A 25818-nucleotide genomic window follows, 5' to 3' on the forward strand; every position below is an offset into this window, starting at 1 on the left:
ATCAGTGGAAAACGGGTCATTAACTGCCCGTAAACACCCGATTGGTTCAACTACGAATTAATGGCAAGATAACTTTGCCAGCCTTAAATGATAGTGCTATAATAAGTTTACAAAAGAAAATCCTTCGACATGTTGTCAAAGGGGAGTAGCTAACTGATACGAGCGATGTATCTGGATTCACATTCGTCATGACATGGTTTTTACCATCGGGTGTGATAGGCGAATAACTCTATGCGTAATAGAGAGAAGTACTGATCATGAAGTGTCAGGTATTTATTTGCTTAGCGAGACCTTTGCCTTTTTAAAAGGGCAGAGGTCTTTTCTTTTGTACTCGAATAGTAAAAACTATTTTGAGTATACAGAGCTTTAGAGGGAGGCACTTGAATGGAATCAATTTTTTTACAATACGGTTGGGTGCTTATTGTACTTGTAGTATTAGAAGGGCTATTAGCAGCAGATAATGCGGTTGTAATGGCTGTGATGGTGAAGCATTTACCACAAGAGCAACAAAAAAAGGCGTTATTTTATGGATTATTCGGAGCGTTAATATTCCGATTCGCAGCACTCTTTGTTATCACGATATTGGTAAATTATTGGCAAATCCAAGCGTTGGGAGCAGCTTATTTATTATTTATGTCTGCCAAAAATATATATGATTTGCATTATAAAAAGGATTCAACAGAGGAGTCTAATGAAAAGGTTAAGAAAAAGGGCTCTGGTTTTTGGATGACAGTTCTTAAGGTGGAAGCGGCGGATATTGCATTTGCTATCGATTCTATGCTTGCTGCAGTTGCCATTGCTGTAACGTTACCTGAAGTAGGTAACTTTGAGGTTGGCGGCATCAACGGTGGTCAATTTATTGTCATGTTACTTGGTGGATTTATCGGAGTCATTATGATGCGATTTGCGGCACAATGGTTTGTAAAAATATTAAATGACTACCCATCACTTGAAACCGCTGCGTTTTTAATTGTAGGTTGGGTAGGTGTTAAGCTTGTTGTGCTAACTTTGTCACATGAGAAAGTGGGCATTTTACCTGTAGATTTCCCACATTCTACTGCATGGGAGTTAACTTTCTGGATTGTGTTATTAGCCATCGCACTAGGAGGTTATCTTGTAGGTGTACGTCATAAAAATCAAGATAAATAATTAACTTATTTCAGCAAACAACATCCGCTGAAATAAAAGGAACTCAGGCTAAGAACCTCACATCCTGTGAAAACGCCTGAGTGACCAACATCGTTTTGGCCTAATGCCTCCGGACGTAATTATGCCGAGGCGTAATTGATGAGGAATAGTCGTATCTATTCCTCTTTCTTTTTTTATGTATTTTTCCTATACTAATATCTATCGGGTTTAGCATTATGTGAGAAGGAGTTGTTAAAGTGCCTTGGAAAAAATCATCAAATAGACTTGTAACGCCTTTTCAGGTACTTGTTTCTTATTATTTTATAGCTATAGCGATTTCCTTTCTGTTACTACGGCTACCAGGCGTACATCAAGAAGGTGTGGAAGTTTCATTATTAGATAGCTTGTTTACTGCAGTAAGTGCAGTTAGTGTAACAGGTTTAACAACAATCAATATTTCTGAGAGTTATACAACATTTGGGCTCGTGATGGTCCTTGTTATTTTACAGCTAGGGGCAATTGGCATTATGTCACTTGGTACCTTTGTTTGGTTACTTGTTGGGAAAAAAATTGGTATGCGCGAGCGTCAATTAATAATGATTGACCATAACCAATACAATTTGTCAGGGGTTGTTCAATTAATTCGAGAAATATTGAAAATTTTAATTGGCATTGAAGTAGTGGGGGCGTTTATCTTAACTTTGCACTTTACCAATTATTTTGATACTTGGGAAGAAGCCCTGATTCATGGTGTCTTTGCCTCCATTTCTGCAACTACAAATGGCGGTTTTGATATTACAGGGATGAGTTTATTACCGTTTCATAACGATTACTTTGTTCAACTGGTAACGATGGTGCTCATTGTACTTGGCGCTATAGGATTCCCTGTACTAATAGAAGTGAAAACTTTTTTACTCCATCGACATGAGAATTTTCGATTTAGTTTATTTACTAAAATAACAACCTCTACATATGCCATTCTATTTGTGGTAGGGGCTGTCGTTATTTTTTTACTCGAATCATTCCATTCCTTTAAGGGAATGCCTTGGCATGAGGCGCTGTTTTCTGCGATGTTCCATTCTGTTTCAACGCGATCAGCTGGACTTACGACGTATGATGTAACAACTTTTAGTGAAGCGACAGATATTTTTATGAGCTTTTTAATGTTTATTGGTTCATCACCAAGTTCAGTTGGTGGTGGGATACGAACAACAACGTTTGCAATGGCAATTCTATTCTTAATTACTTTTTCACGAGGAAAAGAGGATATTCAAGTATTCGGACGTGAAATACATTTAATTGATGTATTCCGCTCGTTTGTTGTCATTTTATTGGCATTCTTTATGGTATTAGTCGCAACAATTATTTTACTCATTACGGAGCCAAACGCGACACTCATTCAAATAATTTTCGAAATTACGTCAGCATTCGGAACCTGTGGGATGTCTTTAGGAATCACTTCCGATTTATCAGTAATTGGTAAAATTATTATTATGATTTTAATGTTTGTTGGTCGTGTCGGTTTAATTTCCTTCCTGTACACTCTCGGTGGTGGCGGTAGAGGCAAAAAATCTAGCTATCACTATCCTAAAGAGCGGGTAATAATTGGTTAAATACTGACACATCTTAAAAAGCCCAGGCTCAAAATTGAGTACCTGGGCTTCGTAATTTTTAGTTAGATGAATTTTTATAGAGTAATTTCTTTTTAATCTAACTCTTTGTGGGGTTGTTATTCTCACAGCTAATTCTACTAAGGGTTCAGATAATCATCGGAAATGGTAAATCTCCTTTGTTTGCAAGTCCGAAAGACGCTAAAGTTTATTGAAATATCATAAATGAAACTGAGGATTTTAAAGGTTACCTTAATAGAAAAACTATTCATAAAAAGTGACTTAGAGTGCTTAATTGAAAAAAATAGCTGTTGTCATACAATTGTCAAAAAATTTTAAATTGTTTTTTCCTGAGTATAACGACTAAATAATGGGTATTATATACAAGATGTCTACATTAGTGTACTGAGAAATTAGTTCTAAACTTTTTTAGGATAATTGTAATGCCTTCTTACACATCTGGTGACCATAAGAAAGTATGGCTTTTCTTGAAAATGAGGGCATTAAAAAGTAATTGTTAAGTTTCATTTTAAGGTTACTAAGAAATTTAAGAATTTTTTATGAATGCAAAAAACGCTAGTCCAACTATTTATTAATGGACTAGCGTTTCTTATTATATAGAGTGGATTGATGCAAAGTATGGTGCTTGACCGTGACGGAAGTAAGTTAAGAGATAACCATTTTTTTGTACAATTTTGCCATTTGAGAAATTTTGGTAATCAACGTGATGTGGAATAATGAGCGTATGTTTAAACAACTCTTTTTCGGATAGATTGAAGCTGGCGAATTCCTCACCTGCAATTGCAGGGTTTTCACGTAAAGCATTATATAGTGCTTTTTGTTGCTCCTCTGTAGGGCGCTCTTTCCACCATAATTTACGTGGTTGGAACTGCTGAGCCGTTAAATAATCTAGTTGCATTAGGCTTTGAATGATAGTTAAATCGGCACCTTCTACAGTTTCTAAAAACATTAATAAACGACGGAATAAATCCTCGAGCTGATGACCGATACGCGACCAACCTTTTGTTTCCCAATAAGTACCGAAATTTTGGAAGAAATCAAATGGTGTTTCAAACACTTCAGTTACTAAGTATTCAATCGTATAATCCATACGGTGATCGTTCCAATATTTCTCCAGTACATCCTCTGCATGTTTAATGCGTACTATATCATCAAATGTTAAGACATTGTTTGAGAAAATCTCGTAAGGAGATTGGTCCACATACGTATAGCCGAATTTTTCAGCCTCTAGACGAAGGCCTGTACCACGCAGAAGTTTTAGGAATCCAAGCTGTAATTCCTCTGGGCGCATTGCGAAAACATCATTAAAGGTTTGACGGAAGCTTGCATAATCTTCCTCTGGTAAACCAGCAATTAAATCTAAATGCTGATCAATCTTTCCGCCTTCTTTGACCATCGTCACTGTACGCGTTAGTTTTTCAAAGTTTTGACGGCGCTGTACAAGAGTATTTGTTAAATCATTCGTTGACTGAACACCTATTTCAAAACGGAAAAGACCTTTTGGTGCGTTATCATTTAAAAACTGGATAACCTCAGGACGCATAATATCTGCGGTAATTTCAAATTGGAATACAACGCCTGGCTTATGTTCATCGATTAAAAACTGGAACATTTCCATGGCATAGCTGCGACTTATATTAAATGTACGGTCAACAAATTTAATAGTACGTGCACCGTTGTCCATTAAGAATCGAATATCTTCTTTTATTTTTTCTCGGTTAAAATAACGAACGCCTACTTCAATAGAAGATAAACAAAATTGACAGCTAAATGGACAGCCTCGACTTGTTTCAATATATTGAATTCGTTTGCTTAGATGAGGGAGGTCCTCCTCAAAACGAAATGGACTTGGCAACTCACGCAAATCTATTTTTGGCGCCTGTGCGTGAATCCGTACTTTACCATCCTCTAAGTAGCAAATCCCTGGAACATCCTCCAATGGAATTTCTCCATGTAAATAGCGTAGTAATTGTTTAAAGGAAGTTTCTCCTTCGCCCATAACAATGAAATCAACCTCTTCAATTCTGCGTAACCAGTGGTGGGAATCGTAAGAAACTTCTGGACCACCGAGCAAAATTTTAACATTTGGGCAGACAATTTTTAACATTTTGATAACGTGAATAGTTTCTTCAATATTCCAAATGTAGCAACTAAATCCTACAATATCAGGTTTTTTTTGAAACAAATCTGATACAATATTAAAAGCAGGATCTTTAATAGTATATTCTGCAATGACTGGATTAAATTCTGGTAAAGCAGCACCTTTTAAATAACGCAAAGCTAAATTTGTGTGAATATACTTTGCGTTTAACGTAGTTAAAATAGTATTCATGCAATAATCTTCCCTTCAATTTCTTATTGTAACAGTCAAGTAGCTGTCGTACAATATAATTCTTTTTACCTATTTATTTTGTGAACAGTTCGTGAAATAATTTTAAATACTTAAATTTACTAAATTTTGTAATAATAGAATCGTACAGTCATAAAGTATAGAAAGGCTCAAAATTCGATTAAGAGGTTTTTTACTCTTTTGAAAGGTTCGGTGAGAAAGTTGAAGCAAAATGATATTAATCAATGTTTTGGAAATCTTATGAAAAGTACTTCGTCACCAACACTTATTCTTAATAAAGCAGGAAAAATTTTGAACATGAATGAGGCTGCTATTAAACTTTTTAACCCTAATTCAACATATATTGGCTACTTAGCTATGGACGAGCCATCAAATTTAAATTGGGCGAAGTTCATCAAACAATTACAAAGTGATTTGAGATCAGAAGAAATCTTCAATATTCAAACAGCTAGTAATGGATACGAAATGATGTCCTTCAAATGTTTTTATGATCCGAACACAGAAGAAATTGTTGCGCAAATTTCAACGTTAAATAATGACATAGCTCATGAATTGTATGTTAGCCAAGAGCAAGAGAAATCACAATTTTTCAATGCTTATGATTACTTACCATATGCTGTTATTGTAAGTGACGCTAGCGGTATAATTCTTGGGCTAAATAAGTATGCTGAAATGTATTTAAAACTAGAAAAATCGCAGCTACTTCATAAGGCACATCAACACATATTTGATACATTTACGTTGAATAATGGTCAAATTACAACATACCTTTCTAAACTGATGGGTGAAAAACATGCAAGCATTCATGTAGTTGATGAAACTCAAGTTAGCAGAACTTGCTATTATGAAATATCGAGTATTTTTGATGAATATAACAATATTATTGTCACAGTCATTAACGATGAAACAGAAAAGAAACAACTTCAACATAAAGTAGAACATCAGCAAGCTTTAAATGTTGTCGGACAAATGGCCGCGAGTATTGCCCATGAGATTCGTAATCCATTAACTTCTTTAAAGGGCTTTACCGAATTATTAAAGCTAAAAGCTGATGAAGAGTCACGCATGTATTTATCTGTTATCGATAGTGAACTCCAAAGGATGGAACAAATTTTATCCGAGCTTTTAGTATTGTCCAAGCCTACAAGTATGAAGGTGGAATTATTAGAGATAGACAGCATTGTGAAGCAAGTGATTGAGTTTATGCTACCAGATGCGCTTATGAAAAATATTATGATTCAATATATCTCTCCTTCTAGCCAAGTGTATATTGGAGGCAATGAGAATCGCTTAAAGCAAGTATTCATGAATCTTATTAAAAATGCGATGGAATCCATGAATAATGGTGGAACGATCACAGTAGAAATGAATGTTATTGACTGTGCGATTGTAGAACTAATGATTAAAGACGAAGGTGCCGGCATGGATAGCACTACCCTTCAAAACTTATTCCAACCTTTTTACACGACGAAATCAACAGGGACAGGACTAGGCCTTGCTTTCGTGAAAAAGGTGATTGAAGAGCATGAGGGTGTAATAGGTGTGAATAGCGAATTACAGAAGGGGACATGCTTCCACTTACAATTCCCAATTTACACATTCAACCAGATAGATAAAATGGATGTATCCACGAAAGATTCTGCTTATTTAGTAACATAAAAGGAGTCATACTGGTTGCATAAATCTCCATGATTGGACAAAATTAAATATTGCTTTTGACAATGCTTTTCTAAAATCGCTATAATGGCTGTATAGAGAGCGAATGAGAGGAAAAGGATATGACGTCAGAAGATTTAAAGCAATCTTTAAAACTATATATTGTATTGTCACGTGCGCATAAAGCAATTAATGAAACGACACATCAATTTTTTCAAGAGAATGGATTAAACCCAACTGAATTTGCTGTATTAGAGCTTCTTTATCATAAAGGAAGACAGCCATTACAGCAAATTGGCAATAAAATTTTGCTGGCTAGTGGGTCTATTACGTATGTCATTGACAAGCTTGAAAAAAGAGGATACTTATTACGTGTCTCCTGCCCATCAGATCGCCGTGTTACCTATGCGGAAATTACAGATAAAGGTGAAGAATTCATGGGAGAACTATTTCCTGAACATGAACGTCAATTACATGAATTGATGAGTGTGCTGTCGCTTGAAGAAAAAGACCAAGCTATTACTTTATTAAAAAAATTAGGGCTGTCTATAAAGGATCTGTCTTATTAAAAAGAGTTGTCTCAATGCATTTGAGGCAACTTTTTTTAATGTAAGAACCTCCCATTTTGATGTTCTATCCGTCACCTTTGTTTCTATTAGCACAAGGCAAGCTTTTAAAAACATAAAAAGACTGTAGCGCAATCAAGTTTGTCTACAGTCTTTTTGAAAATTATTTTTTAGAAATAGTTGACGCCATTTTAAGCATAGCATCTGTTAAATCTAGTTCGTCGTTATCGTGAATCGTTAGTTTTGTAATTAAACCGTCTTTTTCAAAAACAACGCCGACTACTTTTTCAGTATCAAAGTCTACAACATAACCCTCAACGTTTTTAGCATCTTTAAATGCAGCTAGTTCCTCAGAAGATAAGGCTACTGGTGCACCAACAGCATTCATATGATCTTGCATAGATGTTTTTGCATCAGCATAACTTGATTGTGATGCATCAACTGTTTCGACACGCATAAATACTTCTGAATTTTCATTAGAAACTAACATGTCTTTACCTGGCTCTTCTGGAGAAAGTGTAAATCCAGGTAGCTGTTGCATTTTATAGCCTTGATCAACACTTTTAGATTCAGTTGCTTTTTCAGTTTTGTCTTCGCCTTTTTGTTTGTATTTAACTTCTTGTTCTGTCTTAGCTGAAGTGTCTGTGTTGTCTTTATTTGTTTCGTTTGATGCAGGGGTTTCTTGCGATTCATCTACAGCTTTATCCTCAGTTGCTGGTTGTTGTTCAGTCGGTGTATTTGATGGCTCATTTTTTTGAGTATCAGATTCCTCTGTTTTATCAGAAGTACATCCTGCGACTAAAACGGCTGTTAGAAGTAATGCGGATAGAGAAAAAAACATTTTTTGCATGAAAAGCCCTCCTTTTCTTAATTAAACGTTGGTAAAGATAAAATGTTTCCAAAATTTAATGTTATCATGGTAAAGGTAACACTAAAAATAATAATAGTACAAAAACTACATGGGTTACAATAATTAGTGGCATACTTTTACGCCATTCATATAAAAAGCCCCAAATAAGGCCAGTTATAAATGCAGCGATTACACCAAGTATAAAACCACTTAGTGCAATGGAGATTGCACATAAAACCGCTGTTACAATAACAGCGAAAGTAGGACGCATAAAGCGTTTCAACTGTTGTTGAATATAGCCTCGCCAAAATAGCTCTTCACCGATAGCTATAATGAACACCAGTAAAATATAGTGCCAAATATTGTGTGGTCCATAGTTTTTTAAGAAATTTTGTACTGTTTGTACTAAAGAATCATTAATGAATGGTGCAAGCCAATAGCCAAAGCGTATAATACCGTATGTTATTGTACCGTAGCCAATGCCGAAGAGTAAAAATTGCCAGGTAGGTAACTGATCTTCAATTTCACCAGCCATAAGTGCAATTGCAATACATACAAGCAATGTAAATGAATATAGGTACCAAAATACAGCTTGGTTAGCAAAGGTAAAAGCTAGCATGCCATAAACGAATAATAAAGAAAGGAGAAATATTATTGTTTGTTTCGAATTTGTAAGCATAATTAAACCTCCATACTTTAATTTTAACAAAAAAAAAGTCCCATATCATCTATAAAGACAAATAGGGACTATTCAGACTATTAAGCTTCATTTGTATATAAAATTTTGTAACGTTTATGGTTGACGACCGTTTTCTCTTCAATTTCAAGGGAATCAAAATTCTCCATATATGTTAAATCAACGATCACCGAATTTTCATTTACTTTTTCGACTATACCTTGTAAGCCATCTTTAAACTCGATAATATTTCCAACCTCAGCTATTTTCACAGACAGTCAGCTCCTTCATCGACTAATAATATACAGTTTGCATGAAAAAAAGGGAAACGTAAAGCCTTTTTTGAATAATTCATAATTTAATACACAAAATGATAAAAGAAAGGGATAGAATACATGGAAAAATACGAAAATATGATTAAACAATTACAAAACGGGGAAATAAGCAGTATAGAAATAGAAAAGGAACAATTTTATGAGTTTCGAGAAGTACTTGTAAAACATCCTTTATTTAAACATATTAGAGGTGAGGCCAAACAAAATGGACGAGTTATTTACACGTATCAGGAAATTCCTAGAAGTTAATTTGTCGAACATTGTCGTAAGTTAATGCTGTAAGAAATGAAATATAAATGTATAATAATGGTATGATTATTTGTGTGTGGAGGGTTGTATGAATGGTCAATCTACTCTTGAAACAAATGGAACGAACTCGTGAGATGATGATTCGCTCAGGTGTAGAAAACGGGTTGCAAAATGCGAAAACCATTCAACTGAGTCGCAGATTAGATCAGTTAATGAATACTTATTATAGACAGACGACATTTGAAGAAGAAGAAAATCAAAGAGGTTGAAAGAATGTTCCGATATTCAGAGTATAAACTTTTAAATAAATGTTTAAAAAGTATTCTATAGGGGATACTTAATTTGAACACAGCAACATTCTCATTTCCCCCTTTAGAGCAGTGATACCCCATCAACTGCTCTTTTTTTTATCTTCATTCTATTGAAGGAAGATAAAGCCTCCGGACGCAATTACGCTAAAGTGGAATTGCTTTACTCGTATATATGTAGCGCATAAGGTTTTTAGTACAAGTTAATTAGAGAAGTTTGAATTACCACACTTATTCAACTACACTAAAAGATAAAATAAGAGCTAATGATTGGTTACTAAACTATTTCAGCAGGTTTCAAATATCCGCTGAAAAGAGGGACTCAGGCTAAGTACTTCACATCCTGTGAAAACGCTTAAGTGACCAGCATCGTGCTGGCCTAAAGCCTCTGGCGGCTGTCAATGGTACAAAGAATCAATCAATAGCCTTTATAACACAAAGGAGTATTTTACATATGAAAAAAGAGCGAATTGCATTTATCGGCACAGGTGTTATGGGCGCTAGCATTATCAAGCATTTATTAGAAAATGGTCATGAAGTAAGCGTTTATACACGTACAAAGGAGAAAGCAGAGCCACTTATGGCACTAGGTGCAACCTGGGCAAGTTCACCAGCAGAAGCATTTAAAAATAAGGAAATAGCCTTTACAATGGTTGGATACCCTGCAGATGTAGAGGAGGTTTATTTTGGAGATAACGGATTATTTCAAACGGCTGAATCTGGCAATACCGTTATTGATATGACTACTTCAGAGCCAACATTGGCAAAGAAAATTTCTGATCATGCCCAAAGACTTGGAGTAGAAGCGTTAGATGCACCTGTTTCTGGAGGAGATATCGGTGCTCAAAATGGTACATTATCAATTATGGTGGGAGGCAATCGAGCTACATTCAATAAAGTCCTACCCGTCATGAATCATTTCGGTGAAAATATTGTTTATCAAGGTGAAGCTGGTGCAGGACAGCACGCTAAAATGTGTAATCAGATCGTTATTGCTTCAGGTATGATTGGTGTATGCGAGTCACTGGCTTACGGTTTAAAGGCAGGGCTTGAATTATCAACGGTATTGCAATCTATTTCTTCAGGTGCAGCAGGTTCTTGGTCGTTAAGTAATTTAGCACCCCGTATGATTAAAAATGATTATGCCCCGGGTTTTTATATTAAGCATTTTGTAAAAGACATGAAAATTGCTTTAGATGAATCTACAAAAATGGGCATTACATTACCAGGTTTAGCACTTGCTTATGAAATGTATGAAAAGCTTATTGAAGAGGGCTATGGTGAAAATGGTACACAGGCACTTTTAAAGGCTTATAAATAAATAGTAGAAGTTGCTTCACATTACAGAAAACTGAAAAAGAATTAAGGGGACCTGAAGTATCATTTGGAAGGATTGATACTTCAGGTTTTTATATATCTTCATTCAGTAGAGGACTCCCACCGCACATTCGCGCAAAAAACATTTGCTGCTGACGCTTCGCTTTCGCGCAAAAAACATTTGCCGCTGACGCTTCGCTTTCGCGCAAAAAACATTTGTTGGCCTAAAGCTTCCGGACGCAATTACGCCAATGTGAGATTGATCTAGCTGCCCACTACCATACAGAAGATAGCAAGTTGCGAAGCATTACTTTTTAGCAAAAAGTTTGGCATCTAAAGAAAAGCTAGATGCCCCTGCGAGTGCAAAGTATAGAGCCATTGCAGCTAAAGCTAAATCTAGTTCATATCCAGCTAAGCCATTTGCGCCGATAAAGCCAACGCTAAGCTTCGCTGTAAAAATGGCAACAATCATTGTCACGGCCAATAAAGCCCCAAATAGTCTTGTACCTAAGCCTAAAATAATTGCTATTCCTCCAACTAGTTCGATAATAGCAACAATATAAGCCATAAAGCCTGGAATACCAATAGCGTTAAAAAAATCAGCTGTATAGCTTATACCACTTTGAAACTTTTGAAAACCATGAACGGCAAAGGTAAAGCCAAGAACGACACGTAAAATAGTTGAACCAATATTTTGCATAATTAATAACTCCTTTTGTTTTTAACTTACATTTCGTAACTTAGTTTATTTTTAAAAATAACTTTTGTCAAGTAACTAAATTTTATTTATAAAACTGTTTTTTCGAAAAAATGATATACTGTTAAATAAGAATGAAATACTATGGAGGCAGGTAAATTGGAGCAAAAAAATATTTGTCCACGATTTGAAAAGGCGTTAAAAATATTAAATCATCGTTGGAATACCTTGCTTATTTATCAGTTATTGGAAGGTCCTCAGCGATACTCAACAATTAAAAATCAGTTGGGGATTAGCAGTCGTGTGTTAACGGAAAGATTAAAAGAATTAGAGAGTGAGCACATTGTGGCACGTACAGTTATTCCATCAACGCCAGTCGTGATTGAGTACGAGCTGACAGAAAAAGGACATGCACTGGCACCAGTCCTAAAAGCAATTGAACAATGGTCTTCCGTGTGGGTGAATACGGAAGAATAGCACAATGGATATCCAAGCGAGGGGGCTTGGATATTTTTTATGATGACTAAAGTCACTAAGTTCCATAGTCATCATTTAATGAGTATTCATATAAATCTTTTGTAGTTTACAAAAGGGGAGAAGAATCGTTCATTTTAAAGTGTTAGTCAAGTGGAATTGCGTGTATATTGTAAATAACATTAATTTTCTTTAAACATCAGGTCTATTTTAATGCAGGAAGAAATTAATTTAATAGTATAGAGAATGGGGAGGAGGGTTTTATGAAAAAAAGTTCTGCAGTAGATGTACAGCATCGAAGTCAGTTAGCTCTTTATTTATCACTGCCAATTATATCGTGGGCATTTTATGATTTTGCGAATACAATATTTTCTTCAAATATTAATACGATATTTTTCCCATTTTATATGGATGAGGTTTTAGGAAAGAATGAGGTCATGCAGCAGGTGGCGAGCACTTTTATCTCGTATGCAAATGCCATTGCAAGTTTTTTAATTGTCGTTTTTTCTCCACTTTTTGGTGTATGGATTGATAATACGGGCTATAAAAAGAAATTTATTGTTTGGTTTGCCTCTATTTCAATAGTTTTTACCTTCCTTATGGGTATTTTTGCGAATCTACAGACGTCAACGAATTATTCAGGTGTCCCACTTAGTTTATTTTTAGTTGTCGCTAGTTTTGTCATTGCGAAATTTTTCTTTAATTCAAGTCTAGTATTCTATGATTCGATGATGGGTGATTTAGGGACAAAAGAGGAAATGCCACTTATTTCAGGTTATGGAGTAGCAATTGGTTATTTAGGCACACTCTTTGGGCTACTTGTTTATTTGTATGTAGGAAACAGTGATTTTCATCGAGCTTTTATTCCAACTGCTATTTTATATTTATTATTTTCATTGCCATTATTTTTTATTAATAAAGATCATCCGATTCCTAAGGCTCAACGCAAATCTACTAAGTTTCTAGATGGCTATAAAGAAATCATTCAAACCTTTAAGGATATGAAGCAGTATAAAGCGATTTTCACCTTTATGATTGCTTATTTCTTTTTAAATGATGCTATTGCAACAACGATTGCGATGATGGCCGTATATGCTACAACGATTGTAGGCTTTACTTCAGGTCAGTTTATCGTTCTGTATTTAGTGTCTACTGTATCAACAATTATTGGCTCGATTGCGTTTGGCTATATTACAAAAGCAGTCGGAGCTAAACGTGCGATTACGATGGTAGCACTTTTAATGATTATCGCTTTGGCATTTGCTGTCTTTGCTACAGAGCAATGGATGTTCTGGATTGCTGGTAGTATGTTTGGTATATCATTAGGATCCATGTGGGTAACATCGAGAACATATATTATTGAGTTGTCTCCTGAAGAAAAACGTGGTCAATTTTTTGGCATGTTTGCATTTTCGGGTAAAGTATCATCCATAATTGGGCCAGCAGTTTATGGAACGGTTACATTATGGATGAAGGATTACGGAACGCTAGCAAGTCGTGTTGCGTTATCGACATTAATTGTGATGACGGTAATTGGTCTATTGATACATCTAAAAGTTCATGATAAAAATGGTAATAGCAAGTAGGAGAAATGTATTGCCTATGATACAATTGAATTATAAATAGAAGATGAAAAGAAAGGAGCGGGGTTGCTTTGGAACATAAAGGTATATTATTAGAAAGTGGCACAAATGAGCTAGAGATTGTTGAATTTGAAGTAGCTAACAATAAATTCGGGATTAACGTTATTAAAGTGAAAGAAATTATTCAACCGATTCCAGTAACATTTATTCCACACGCGCACCCGCATGTAGAAGGGATTATTCAATTACGAGGTGAGGTTTTACCAGTAGTTGATATGCTTCGAGTTTTAGGCATACAAAGTACAGAGCGTAATCCTCAACAAAAATATATTGTAGCTGAGTTTAATAAACAGCGGGTAGTCTTCCATGTCGATAACGTTACACAGATTCATCGTATTTCATGGGATCAAATCGAAAAACCTTCTGATATGTATCAAGGAGGAACATCACAAGTAATTGGTGTTATTAAGCAAAATGAGCAAATGATTTTATTGCTAGATTTCGAAAGAATTATGGTAGACATTAATCCAGATTCAGGTATTAGTGTAGAAGCTGTTAAAAAGCTTGGGAAACGTGAGCGCTCTGAAAAACGAATTTTAATTGCTGAAGATTCACCATTATTACGTAAGCTATTATTCGATACAATGAATGAAGCAGGTTACGAAAATGTAGAATTCTTTGAAAACGGTCGTGATGCTTATGAATACTTAGAATCGATCACTAAAGCTGGTAGCGATGTATCCGAGCATATTCAATTAGTCGTGACGGACATTGAAATGCCACAAATGGATGGGCATCATTTAACGCGTAAAATCAAGGAGCATCCAGATCTCCAAAAGCTTCCTGTCATTATTTTCTCAAGCTTAATTACCGATGATCTTCGCCATAAAGGCGACCAAGTAGGTGCAGAAGATCAAATTAGTAAGCCAGAAATTGCAGAACTTATTTTACGAGTAGACCAGCTTATCCTATAAAAAGGCGAACTCGTGAATAGGAAAAGTTAGAAAAGATACTTCACAATAATAATAATGGGTATCCTGAAAGTATATTAATAATTTTAAGAAAGTCGGATACCTATTGTAGGTCCGACTTTTTTGTATAGATATTGGTGCTACGAGTAAAATAAAGGGTATCTAAATAATTTAACATGGAAAGAATACTCCGACTCTCCTGCAGAAAAACTGGCTAGCCAAGTACCTACATCATTTGTGTCACAAATTGAGGAGGCTTGGCAGTCAGTCGGTAGAAGGGATGGATAGTTACCGGAATGTTTGGGGGATCTAGATATTGTACTTCTCCTCAACATTTGATGTAGAACCAATAATAATATGCATGTACATTAAGGAAGTGATTATTTGAACGAATTAAAAACAGCTATCATTGATATTGGCTCAAATACCATTCGATTAGTAATGTATCAATACGATAAAGAAGAGGGACTTCGTGAGATTGGAAATATTAAAACAGTTGCACGTTTACGTACATATTTACAGCCCTCTGGTGAAATGTCTGAAGAAGGTATACAAGTATTGACAGAAACGTTATTGACTTTTAAAGCAATGCTTGATGATTTTGAAGTAACTGATGTGAAAGCCGCTGCAACGGCTGCAATCCGCCAGGCAACTAATAGAGCAGAAATTATTACCTTAATGAAGGAACGGACAGGCATTCAAATAGAGCTTTTAACTGAAGAAGAAGAGGCATATTATGGCTTTGTTGCTGTGGCACATTCAATAGGCACAAAGTCTGCTGTAACGATTGATATCGGTGGTGGTAGTACCGAAATAACGCTTTTTAAAAATAAGGAACTACAGACATCTCATAGTTTTCCTTTTGGGACAGTTTCTTTAAAGCAACGTTTTGTAAAGGGCGATATTATAAATGGCAGTGAAAAAAAGGAACTCATTGCATTTATAAAAGAGCAGTTTCAATCACTTCCTTGGATTCAGGATATCGGTTTACCAATTATCGCTATTGGTGGTAGTGCCCGAAATGTTGCTCAAATTCATCAACAAAAGCATGCATATCCAATCGCAAGTGTACATGGTTACGAAATGACTAAGGAAAATTTAGAGGAGCTCAGTATATTTTTAGGTAATTTAAGCTTTAATGAATTGAAACAGTTAGATGGGCTTTCGGCGGATCGTGCTGATATCATTGTCCCTGCATTAGAGGTGTTCAGTGTATTAATGGAGGTTGTTGGCGGTGAGTCGTTCCAGATAACAAAGAACGGATTGCGTGAGGGACTTATTATACAGCGAATTTTACAAACAGATGAAAGTGCATTTGATAAGTACAATGTGTTTGAGGGAAACGCTAGAAGATTGGCTCGTCAGTATGGTAGAACTGAAGATGAAGTGGACTATTTGATGAATTTAACGGATCAATTGTACCGTGAATGTTGCCATCTTGGCTATTCACAATATAATCAAAAAGATTTGGAATTATTAACGAGAGCGTCGAAAGTTTTTAATATTGGAGAGTATATTGAGTTAAGTTCTGCTAGCCAGCATACCTTTTATTTAATTGCAAATCAATCTATTGATGGGCTAAATCATAAGGAGCGTGTGAAATTAGCACTGTTAGCCTCTTATAAAAATAAAGATTATTATCAACGATTTGCTGCTCCGTTTACAGAATGGATGAGTCGTGAGGAGTATCGTAAAATAAGAGACTTTGGCGCACTTTTAAAATTTGTCTATGCATTAAATGTATCCAAAAGAAAGATTGTACATGCCATTGAGATACAGACAGAAGAAGATTATGTGCAGCTTAGCATTTACGTGAAAAATAATGCTGCTGCTGAAAAATATCAAGCAAATCGACATAAAAAGCATCTAGAACGTGCACTAAAGATACCTATAAAAATAAACTTTATTGAAGAAGGGTTGAATAATAATGACAACTGAAGTTACTAACAACCAGTTAAAAAAAGAGGAACTAACAGAAATACAAGGTCGATTGCTAGAGGAAATTGCTAAGCCGCAATACTATAATAATCGTGAATTAAGCTGGCTAGCCTTTAATGAACGGGTTTTAGAGGAAGCAGAGGATGTCAATAATCCTCTGTTAGAACGTCTGAAATTTTTAGCAATATTCAGTTCGAATTTAGATGAGTTTTTCATGGTGCGTGTTGCAGGTCTACAGGATCAAGTGCGAGCAGGATTCCATAAACCTGAAAACAAGTCAGGCTTAACACCAAAAGAGCAATTAGCGAAAATTGCAGAGCGAACTCAGGCATTAGTACGCCGACAAACTGAAGTATACAGACATTTAATATATGATTTATTGCCACAACATAATGTACATATTGCTGACATCAAAGACTTAAATAGTAAACAAAAAGCATTTGTCAATGAAATGTTTGCAGAAACCATCTTCCCTGTTTTAACACCCGTAGCTGTAGATGCTTATCGTCCTTTCCCAACTTTGTTTGGTAAAACATTAAATTTACTTGTTTTATTAGAGCAAGATGAAGCAGACTTAGAGAATCGTGAAAAGGTCGCCATTGTCCAAGTACCATCTGTTTTAGATCGTTACATTAAAGTACCATCAGCGGACGGAGAGACCGTGATCGTCTTATTAGAAGACGTGATTGTAGCGCATATAGAAAAGCTCTTTTATGGTTACAGTGTTAAGTCAGCACAGGCTTTCCGTTTAACACGTAATGCTGATTTAACAATTCACGAGGAAGGCGCAAGGGATTTACTTGTAGAAATCGAAAAAGAGCTGAAAAAACGTAAATGGGGAGTAGGCAGTCGTCTAGAAGTTCGTGAGGGTGAGATGAGCGAGGAAGTTCTTAAATACTTACTTGATGAATTTGAAATTGAAGAAACAGATGTCTTTCATATTGATGGACCGTTAGATTTAACATTTATGTTCTCGTTTGTAAAAGGCATATCTGTTGGTCGAGAACATTTAGAATATGAAAGCTTTATTCCACAGCCACCTTTAGATTTGCAATCGGATGAAAATATTTTTGAAAAAGCTCTGCAACAAGATATTTTTTTCCATCACCCATATGAGTCGTTTGTTCCAATCGTAGATTTTATCTCCGAAGCAGCCGTTAATCCGAACGTTTTAGCTATTAAACAAACATTATATCGAGTAAGTGGCAATTCACCAATTATACAAGCATTAAAGTTCGCAGCGGAAAATGGTAAACAGGTAACGGTTTTAGTTGAATTGAAAGCACGTTTTGATGAAGAAAATAATGTGCATTGGGCAAAGCAACTTGAGCAAGCTGGCTGCCTTGTTATTTACGGTATGAATAATTTAAAAACACACTCGAAAATAACGCTTGTTGTAAGTCGTCGAAATGGAAAAATTGAGCGTTTTGTACATCTTGGAACAGGAAATTATAATGATGCCACTGCGAAAATTTATACAGATATGGGGATCATAACGACAGATAAGGAATTTGGCATTGATGCCACTAACTTCTTTAACTATTTAAGCGGTTATACAGAGAAACCAACATTCAATCATTTAGTCGTAGCACCGTTTGATATTCGAGATGAATTTATCAAGTTAATGGATGAGGAAATTGCTTGTCATAAGAAGTATGGAAATGGTTTTATTCGAGCTAAAATGAATTCACTAACAGACAAAGACTTAATGATGAAACTGTATGAGGCGTCCATTGCAGGTGTCAAAGTAGAGCTTATCATTCGAGGTATTTGTTGTCTTAGACCAGGCGTCCCTGGAATTAGTGAAAACATAACAGTAACTAGTATTGTTGGTCGTTTCCTTGAGCATTCTCGTATTTATTGGTTCCATCATAATGGGGAAAATAAAGTATACTTATCTTCTGCAGATATGATGACTCGTAATATGATTAAACGTGTAGAAATTTTATTCCCTGTATATGCAACCGAAGCAAAAGCTCGTATCATTGACATCATGAATAAACAACTTGAGGACACAGCAAAAGCTCGTATTCAAGACTCTAATGGAAAATATCATTATAAAGAGTTTGATCGTAGTGAAGATCCAATTAATAGTCAGGAAATTTTCCTAAAGGATTCACTAAAGCCTACGCTAGACGAAGAATAAAGGAACACGCTATTTAGTGAGGGATACAATGGAAAAAAATAAAGAGAGCGTAGCGCAATTTGCAGACTATCATCAAGTCATACAACTTAATCCATTCGATGCAGTTGTATGTTTGAGAAAAGTTGATACAAAAACGTTTGAAGTCATGAACTTTAACGATAAACTACCGTCATTTATTGAGCTACAGGATGTGAAAGCTACTAACGCAGAACAATTTTTTACGGAGCAATGCTGGCTGCAATTATTGAATATATTGCAACAAGAATTGAAGATGGACCAAAGGCTAGAGATATGTACGGAGCACAAAGTAAAAACATTTATTGTTCATGTGCAACACTTAGAAGAATCAGTTGTATCAGTTATTCTGCGTGAGAAACAGAATGAAGTGGAGCCGTATTTGCAATTTGTAAAACAGCATGTAAGTCCGGTATTAACAACTGATTTACAAGGTTGTATTATTCATCAAAACGCTGTTGCCACTTCTCTATTGTCAAATGAACATCAGTGCTTGATAGGACAAAATATTTTTTCATTATTAGACAGTAAATATTTCGATGAATTTAAATTACTATTTGCAAAAACTATTGAGGGTTCAGCATTTGGTATGCCGAAATGCTTGTTTAAGGGAAAACTGCTAAGTAAGGAACCATTTTATTTAAGAGCGCATCCAACCTACTTTAATGGTGAAATTATTGGTGTACATCTATTTGTGAAAGACGCGAGTTCATTTATGAATGATCATGAGGGCTTTTATTATCTAGCGTTAATGGATGAATTAACGGGTATTTGGAATCGTAAAGCTTTTAAGGAGCATTGGCTACATCATTTAAATGATAAAGAGCATGAAAATAAGCAAACAGCTCTTATTTTAGTGGATATTGATCGTTTTAAAAAGTTTAATGAATCCCTTGGTGAAAGTAAGGGAGATGAACTTATGCGGATGTTTAGTCATAGACTTCGTGAGCTCTGTTGCTCTACATGCTCGCTATATCGATATAATAGTGATGAGTTTATATTTGTTTTGAAAGATGCAACCTTCAATAATATTGAACATACTGCTAACGCTATTTTAGACGCATTAAAACAGCCATTCATAATTGATGGGCAGGAATATTTTATTAGCGTGTCGATCGGTATTTCACTTAGCCCAGCAGATGGCAAGGATTTAGAAACACTTGTACTCAAGGCAGATAAAGCATTATTTTCTGTAAAAGAGCATGGTCGTTCACATTACCGTTACTATCGTGAAGACATGACAACTATTTTTCCAAATGAGGCATTAATGGAAGCACATTTACGCCGCGCCATCGAATTTAATGAGCTAAGTATTCATTTACAGCCACAAATGGATTTAACGAATAACAGCATAAATAGTTTTGAGGCATTATTACGATGGAAAAATCGTATATTTGGCTTTGTGTCTCCTGCGCAGTTTATACCTATTGCAGAGGCATCCGGTTTAATAATTGAAATTGGTGATTGGATTATTGACGAGGTGTGTCGCTATCAAAAAGAGTGGCAGCTAAAGGGCTATCGACCAGTACGAATTGCCATCAATATATCACCAAAACAATTTAGAAAAGAAAACTTTGCTCGAAAAATAAAAACTGCCTTGAAAAAGTATAATGTCCCACCTGAATTACTAGAGGTGGAAATTACCGAAAGCTCTATGACCAATGTTCATGAAACTTTTTCGATATTAACTGAGTTAAAGCAGCTAGGTGTTTATGTATCGGTTGATGATTTTGGAACTGGCTATTCATCTTTGAGCTATTTAAAGCGTTATCCAATAGACATTATAAAAATTGATCAATCATTTATTGCTGATATTGCAAAAGATGATAAAAATGAAGCCATTATCAAGGCCATTATTTCTATGTCTCATAATTTAGGATTAGAGGTCGTTGCTGAAGGGGTTGAGGAAGCATCACAAGTTGATTTTCTAAAACGCCATCGATGTCAAAAAGGGCAAGGCTATTTATATAATAAACCACTACCCGTAGAAACCGTTATTGAGAAATATTTTGTTAGCTAATGAAAATTGATTAAGTAGCACTTCATTTTGGATTGGATGAAGTGCTACTTTTTTGTAACGCTTGGAAAGCTGGAAGGACTCGAGCAGAATAGAGCTTAAAGTGCCCACCCGATCGGAAAAGGACTAACCCAGATCACATCTCCGGGCAAACTGATCAAAAAAGGGCATAACCGGATCATATTTCCCGGCTACCCAATCGAATAATGGCTTTACCAGAGCGCATGCAGTTTCCACCTATGCAACCCCTTTTACTATAGCTATTTATTTTACTTTCAATCCATCTAAAACAATAGTTGTAAATTGCGCCATTTCAGTAGCTAAATCGAAGTCTTCATTATGAATTAACCAATCATAAACATTTGCACGCATACAACGTCGAATAATTGTTTGCATTTGAGTAACCTTCAAATCTTGACGGAATTCCCCTAGTTCAATACCTTCCTCGATATAATTATTCATGATTTGGAAAATTTTTCGCTGTGGACTAATTAAATAATGATCTTGTTCCACTTGATTTGTCATCGCGGCAGTATACATTGTTCTCAATAAATCTTTTCCTACAACATTGGTTAAGTACTTCATTTGTTCTTGATAAAGTAATAGAATTTTTTCACTTGCTGGTAAGGTACGATCAATATTTTTTTCCACCGTGCTATAAAAACTATCAAGCTCTTTAAATTTTTCTAAAATAACATCGTATTTAGATGGGAAATGGGTGTAAAATGTTCCCTTCGATACGTTACATGCTTTAGTAATTTGTTCAACAGACACATATTCAAATCCATGCTTATTAAATAGCTCTAATGATGTTTTTAGTAATTTTTCTCGTGTTTCTAAAGCTTTTTTTTGTCGACTAGTTAATGAATTCATATTTCGATTATTCCTCCGAATTTAAATATTTCAGGATATTTTTTGTGAAAACTATTCTGAAAATATAAAATTTTTAATTGACGAGATGGATTTGATTTTATTATGATTTAATTGACCGCGGTCAATGACCACGGTCAATTAATGAATCTTGTTATTAATGTTACGACAAAAGAATAGAGTTGGCTAGTGTTCATCGAATTTTCATGAAACAGGGGAGGTTAAAATGATGGAGAAGATGGGTTTTATTGGATTAGGCAATATGGGGTTACCCATGTCGATCAATTTATTAAAAGCAGGCTATAAGGTTTATGGCTTTGACACTAATTCACAGGCAATGGAACAATTTATAGCCCAAGGTGGAGTCGGGCTTGCAACAGCAAAGGAAGTTGCTGAACAAGGTGATATCATTATGACGAGTTTACCGACACCACAAATAGTGGAACAAGTATATCACTCTGAACAGGGGATCATTCACCATGCTAAGAAAGGAAGTTTATTAATAGACTTTAGTACTGTAAATCCTGAATTAAATGACTCCTTACATAAAGAAGCGCAATCATTGGGATTACGTTATTTAGGAGCACCTGTTAGTGGGGGCGTCATTGGAGCAATTCATGCGACTCTTACGATAATGGTCGGTGGTGAAGAGGCAGATTATCAAAAAGGGTCTAAAATATTCAGAATAGTCGGAAAGAACATTTATCACCTTGGCACGTCACCAAGTGTAGGTACACGTATTAAATTACTCAATAATTTAATGATTGGTTTTTATACAGAGGCAGTCGCTGAAACAATCGTGCTTGGGGAAAAGATGGGCATCCATGCAGATATGCTATATGAAGTTTTAAAAAATAGCTATGGTCAAAGTCGTATTTATGAACGTAATTACGTAGAATATATGAAAAATGAAAACTATCAGCCAGGTTTTTCAACAAATCTCTTATTAAAAGATTTGAAACTAGCAAAAAATATGGCTGAGGAAGCAGGGGTACCACTTCGAATCGGGGAAAAATTAGTGGATCTTTACAGTGATATTTCTCGACAGGGTTATGGAGAAAATGATATGTCTGCCGCTTATTTAAGTTTAAAAGAAAAATGTAAAATAGAACAAATTTAAAGGAGGACAAGAAATATGACAACAGCACAAGAGGTTAAAACTTTAACGCATTTTATTGGTGGGGAATTAGTTGAAGGGAAAAGCAATCGTTTTGGTTCAGTATTCAACCCAACGACGGGCGAGGTTATTGCCAAAGTACCACTTGCATCTGTAGAAGAAACTCGAGAGGCTATAAATAAGGCACAGGCAGCATTTCCGAAATGGCGCGATACATCAGTGGCTAAACGTTCAGAGATTGTATTAAATTTCCGTAATCTTATTACTGAAAATATGGAGGAACTTTTACAAATTATTTGTACAGAAAGCGGTAAAACAATTGAGGATGCAAAAGGTGAAATTACACGTGGAATAGAATCTGTTGATCTAGCAATCGGTGCCCCGCACTTAATGAAAGGGGAATATTCAGTTAATGTTGGCGGTCAAATTAATGCGTATTCTGCAAAATATCCATTAGGTGTAGTAGCGGCTATTTCGCCATTTAACTTCCCGATTATGGTGCCGTTAGCGCAAACGAGTATGGCAATTGCTGTCGGCAATGCTGTTATTTTAAAAGCATCTGAACGTGTTCCTATGACAGCCTTATATGTTAGTGAGCTTTGGAAAAAGGCTGGATTGCCGGATGGTATTTGGACGGTGGTAAATGGTGATAAAGATGCTGTCAATGAACTTTTAGAAAACTCAATAGTAGAAGCGATTTCATTTGTAGGGTCGACACCAGTAGCTAAATACATTTATGAAACAGGTTCAAAATACGGCAAACGTGTTACTGCACTTGGTGGAGGAAAAAATAATATGGTTGTCATGCCTGACGCAGACCTTGAGCAGGTAGCAAACGCCTTCATTGGTGCAGCGTATGGCGCGGCCTCTCAACGTTGTATGGCCATTTCTACGATTATGCCTGTTGGTAAGGAGACTGCAGATCGTCTAGTTGGAATTTTAAAGGAGAAAATTGCTAACTTAAAGGTAGGTTCATATACAAATCCAGAGACTGATTTTGGTCCTGTCATTTCACAGCAATCGAAGGACGCGATTATTGCTGCTATCGAGCGAGGTGAGTCTGAAGGGGCAACTGTTATTTGTGATGGACGTGAACTTGATATTGTGAAAGAATCAAAAGGATTTTTTGTAGGGCCAACATTGCTTGATAACGTAAAACCAGGCATGGAAGTTTATGAGCAAGAAATATTCGGTCCAGCTCGTAATGTTGTGCGTGTTGATTCATTGGATGAAGCAATCCAACTTATTAATAAGCATGAACTTGGGAATGGTGTCACAATTTTTACGAATGATGGCCTAGCAGCTCGTAAATTTACAACAGAAATAGATGTTGGCATGGTAGGTGTCAATGTGCCGATTCCAATTCCGGTTGGATACCATAATTTCGCTGGATTTAAAGGTTCTCGTTTTGGTGAAGGGCATATGTTTGGACCGGATCAGGCACGCTTCTTCACAAAAACAAAAACAATATCAGAGCGTTGGATGGAAGCACAAGCATCGACAGCATCTACATTTGCATTCCCTAGTAATAACGACTAATACAAACGGAGAGCTGTTTTTTTACAGCTCTTTTTTCTAAAAAATAAAAGGGGGCAAGTGAATGGTAGAATACATTGGACTTTTTGGTAGTTTAGCCTTACTTGTTTATTTGACGATGAGGGGTGTTAATTTACTTATTTCTGCGCCTTTGACTGCCTTGATCGCAGCCATAACAAATGGCCTAGCATTTTTCCCACAGACTGCTGATGAGAACCAAGCGAACTTCTTAACAAGCTATATGGATGGGTTCACGGGATTCGTTGGTTCATGGTATTTAATGTTCATGGCAGGTGCAATTTTTGGAAAGGTAATGGAGGATACTGGCGCGGCTGATAGTGTTTCTAAATGGATTGTAGAAAAAATAGGAGTCAAATATGCAGCTTATGCGATAGTAGCTGCAGCAGCGGTACTAACGTATGGCGGGGTTTCAGTGTTTATCGTAGCTTTCTCGGTTTACCCAATGGCTATTAGTTTATTCAAGCAAGCGAATTTTCCTCGTCGCTTTATTCCTGCAGCACTTGGTTTAGGCTCTGTAACCTTTACGATGACCTCGGCAGGTTCACCAGAAATACAAAACTGGATTCCTATTTCGTTTCTTAATACATCACCATATGCAGGGTGGGAAGTGAGTATAGTTGTTGCAATTTTTATGGCTATTGGTGGATCACTGTGGCTAAATTGGATGATTAAACGTGCAGTGAAAAACGGGGAGGTTTTTATTGAACGGTCTACTGATCCGGTTGTTGATGAATCTCGTAAGCTGCCAAGTCCCATTTTAAGTGTTGTACCATTATTAGTTGTTTTAGGCATTTCCTTCGCGTTCCACGATTCTCTTGGAACTTCAGCTTTAATCGTGGCATTAACGAGTGGATGTATTACGGCATATTTGGTGAGCTATAAATATTCAAAATCTGTCGGTGCGACGTTAGCAGCTGGTGCTATGGGAGCCATTGTAGCTATTGCGAATACGGCAGCAGTGGTTGGCTTCGGGGGTGTGGTAAAAGCTACTCCGTCATTTGTGGCAACTGTTGACGTTATGACTAATATTCCTGGAAGTCCGTTAATTGGCGGTGCATTAGCTATCGCTGTAATAGCAGGTTTAACAGGCTCGGCTTCGGGCGGTCAAACAATTGCATTACCTTTACTTGCCCCACACTATATTGACATGGGAGTAGATACTGAGGCATTGCACCGGACAATTGCTATTGCATCAGGTTCTCTCGATTCATTGCCACACGGTGGTTATGTAGTAACAACCATCAATTCGGTATGTAATGAAAAACATAAAGATGCTTATATGCCATTTGGTGCTTTAACCGTCATTATACCTATCATAGGTACAATTATTGCAATCATATTATTTTCACTAGGAATGTAGGAGGGGT

At 36.1% G+C, this 25818-nt stretch carries 22 protein-coding genes; 16 read left to right on the forward strand and 6 right to left on the reverse strand.

The features are described from left to right. Nucleotides 1–384 precede the first annotated feature (384 nt). Both AB9L17_RS04415 and AB9L17_RS04420 read left to right on the forward strand, forming a co-directional pair. Nucleotides 385–1149 (forward strand): TerC family protein, encoded by a 765-nt coding sequence (locus AB9L17_RS04415; protein WP_068983369.1) that lies wholly within the window; start codon nt 385–387, stop codon nt 1147–1149. Nucleotides 1150–1385: 236 nt separating this feature from the next. Beyond that, nucleotides 1386–2741 carry a TrkH family potassium uptake protein gene (locus AB9L17_RS04420; protein WP_375200139.1) on the forward strand — a complete coding sequence of 452 codons (1356 nt, stop codon included), beginning with the start codon at nt 1386–1388 and terminating at the stop codon, nt 2739–2741. 610 nt (nt 2742–3351) lie between these two features. Here AB9L17_RS04420 and AB9L17_RS04425 read toward each other — a convergent pair. Next, complete coding sequence (locus AB9L17_RS04425; protein WP_223552835.1) at nt 3352–5091, reverse strand: B12-binding domain-containing radical SAM protein; 1740 nt, start codon at nt 5089–5091, stop codon at nt 3352–3354. Between the two features lie 315 nt (nt 5092–5406). On the opposite strand from AB9L17_RS04425, the gene AB9L17_RS04430 reads away from it, so the two are divergent. Together AB9L17_RS04430 and AB9L17_RS04435 are read left to right on the forward strand one after the other, a co-directional pair. Further along, a complete protein-coding gene (locus tag AB9L17_RS04430) occupies nt 5407–6768 on the forward strand; it encodes an ATP-binding protein (RefSeq protein WP_375200757.1) in 1362 nt (453 codons plus the stop codon). Between the two features lie 119 nt (nt 6769–6887). After that, entirely contained in the window at nt 6888–7334 is a 447-nt protein-coding gene (locus AB9L17_RS04435; RefSeq protein WP_068983365.1) for a MarR family winged helix-turn-helix transcriptional regulator, read from the forward strand. Nucleotides 7335–7494: 160 nt separating this feature from the next. On the opposite strand, the gene AB9L17_RS04440 is transcribed toward AB9L17_RS04435, so the two are convergent. The 3 genes from AB9L17_RS04440 to AB9L17_RS04450 form a co-directional block, all read right to left on the reverse strand. Further along, complete coding sequence (locus tag AB9L17_RS04440) at nt 7495–8181, reverse strand: hypothetical protein (protein ID WP_375200140.1); 687 nt, start codon at nt 8179–8181, stop codon at nt 7495–7497. A gap of 64 nt (nt 8182–8245) precedes the next feature. After that, entirely contained in the window at nt 8246–8860 is a 615-nt protein-coding gene (locus AB9L17_RS04445; RefSeq protein ID WP_068983363.1) for a CPBP family intramembrane glutamic endopeptidase, read from the reverse strand. Between the two features lie 80 nt (nt 8861–8940). Further along, complete coding sequence (locus AB9L17_RS04450; RefSeq protein ID WP_053483503.1) at nt 8941–9129, reverse strand: YkvS family protein; 189 nt, start codon at nt 9127–9129, stop codon at nt 8941–8943. A gap of 123 nt (nt 9130–9252) precedes the next feature. On the opposite strand from AB9L17_RS04450, the gene AB9L17_RS04455 reads away from it, so the two are divergent. From AB9L17_RS04455 to AB9L17_RS04465, 3 genes are all read left to right on the forward strand, one after another. Then, on the forward strand, nt 9253–9441 hold the full coding sequence (locus tag AB9L17_RS04455) for a hypothetical protein (RefSeq protein WP_068983362.1): 189 nt from the start codon (nt 9253–9255) through the stop codon (nt 9439–9441). A 92-nt stretch (nt 9442–9533) separates the two neighbouring features. Further along, nucleotides 9534–9710, forward strand: a complete 177-nt coding sequence (locus AB9L17_RS04460; RefSeq protein WP_083226898.1) for an aspartyl-phosphate phosphatase Spo0E family protein — start codon at nt 9534–9536, stop codon at nt 9708–9710. A gap of 493 nt (nt 9711–10203) precedes the next feature. Then, nucleotides 10204–11070, forward strand: a complete 867-nt coding sequence (locus AB9L17_RS04465) for an NAD(P)-dependent oxidoreductase (protein WP_223552833.1) — start codon at nt 10204–10206, stop codon at nt 11068–11070. A 303-nt stretch (nt 11071–11373) separates the two neighbouring features. Here the strand turns inward: AB9L17_RS04465 and AB9L17_RS04470 are convergent, their stop codons facing one another. Continuing rightward, a complete protein-coding gene (locus AB9L17_RS04470) occupies nt 11374–11766 on the reverse strand; it encodes a DoxX family protein (protein WP_068983360.1) in 393 nt (130 codons plus the stop codon). Nucleotides 11767–11922: 156 nt separating this feature from the next. On the opposite strand from AB9L17_RS04470, the gene AB9L17_RS04475 reads away from it, so the two are divergent. The 6 genes from AB9L17_RS04475 to AB9L17_RS04500 all read left to right on the forward strand — a co-directional run bounded on the left by AB9L17_RS04475 (nt 11923) and on the right by AB9L17_RS04500 (nt 20910). Then, nucleotides 11923–12240 (forward strand): winged helix-turn-helix transcriptional regulator, encoded by a 318-nt coding sequence (locus AB9L17_RS04475; RefSeq protein ID WP_068983359.1) that lies wholly within the window; start codon nt 11923–11925, stop codon nt 12238–12240. Nucleotides 12241–12500: 260 nt separating this feature from the next. Further along, nucleotides 12501–13823, forward strand: a complete 1323-nt coding sequence (locus AB9L17_RS04480; protein ID WP_375200141.1) for an MFS transporter — start codon at nt 12501–12503, stop codon at nt 13821–13823. 68 nt (nt 13824–13891) lie between these two features. Further along, on the forward strand, nt 13892–14794 hold the full coding sequence (locus AB9L17_RS04485) for a chemotaxis protein (protein ID WP_068983357.1): 903 nt from the start codon (nt 13892–13894) through the stop codon (nt 14792–14794). A gap of 381 nt (nt 14795–15175) precedes the next feature. Beyond that, a complete protein-coding gene (locus AB9L17_RS04490) occupies nt 15176–16729 on the forward strand; it encodes a Ppx/GppA family phosphatase (RefSeq protein ID WP_223552828.1) in 1554 nt (517 codons plus the stop codon). After that, the gene (locus AB9L17_RS04495) at nt 16719–18875 is read left to right on the forward strand and encodes an RNA degradosome polyphosphate kinase (RefSeq protein WP_068983355.1); all 2157 of its coding nucleotides are present in this window, start codon (nt 16719–16721) and stop codon (nt 18873–18875) included. The genes AB9L17_RS04490 and AB9L17_RS04495 overlap by 11 nt, the downstream gene beginning before the upstream one ends. Before the next feature lie 28 nt (nt 18876–18903). Then, nucleotides 18904–20910: an EAL domain-containing protein gene (locus AB9L17_RS04500; RefSeq protein WP_375200142.1), complete on the forward strand. Its 2007-nt coding sequence runs from the start codon at nt 18904–18906 to the stop codon at nt 20908–20910. Between the two features lie 261 nt (nt 20911–21171). Here the strand turns inward: AB9L17_RS04500 and AB9L17_RS04505 are convergent, their stop codons facing one another. Further along, a complete protein-coding gene (locus AB9L17_RS04505; RefSeq protein ID WP_375200143.1) occupies nt 21172–21780 on the reverse strand; it encodes a TetR/AcrR family transcriptional regulator in 609 nt (202 codons plus the stop codon). Nucleotides 21781–22003: 223 nt separating this feature from the next. Here AB9L17_RS04505 and AB9L17_RS04510 point away from each other — a divergent pair, with 223 nt between their 5' ends. The 3 genes from AB9L17_RS04510 (at nt 22004) to AB9L17_RS04520 (ending at nt 25811) form a co-directional block, all read left to right on the forward strand. Continuing rightward, complete coding sequence (locus AB9L17_RS04510) at nt 22004–22897, forward strand: NAD(P)-dependent oxidoreductase (protein WP_375200144.1); 894 nt, start codon at nt 22004–22006, stop codon at nt 22895–22897. A gap of 15 nt (nt 22898–22912) precedes the next feature. Next, a complete protein-coding gene (locus AB9L17_RS04515) occupies nt 22913–24433 on the forward strand; it encodes a CoA-acylating methylmalonate-semialdehyde dehydrogenase (RefSeq protein ID WP_375200145.1) in 1521 nt (506 codons plus the stop codon). 61 nt (nt 24434–24494) lie between these two features. Next, nucleotides 24495–25811, forward strand: a complete 1317-nt coding sequence (locus AB9L17_RS04520; protein ID WP_368636907.1) for a GntP family permease — start codon at nt 24495–24497, stop codon at nt 25809–25811. Nucleotides 25812–25818: the final 7 nt, after the last annotated feature.

This window comes from Lysinibacillus sp. RS11 (genome assembly GCF_042019215.1).
GTDB lineage: Bacteria > Bacillota > Bacilli > Bacillales_A > Planococcaceae > Lysinibacillus > Lysinibacillus xylanilyticus_A.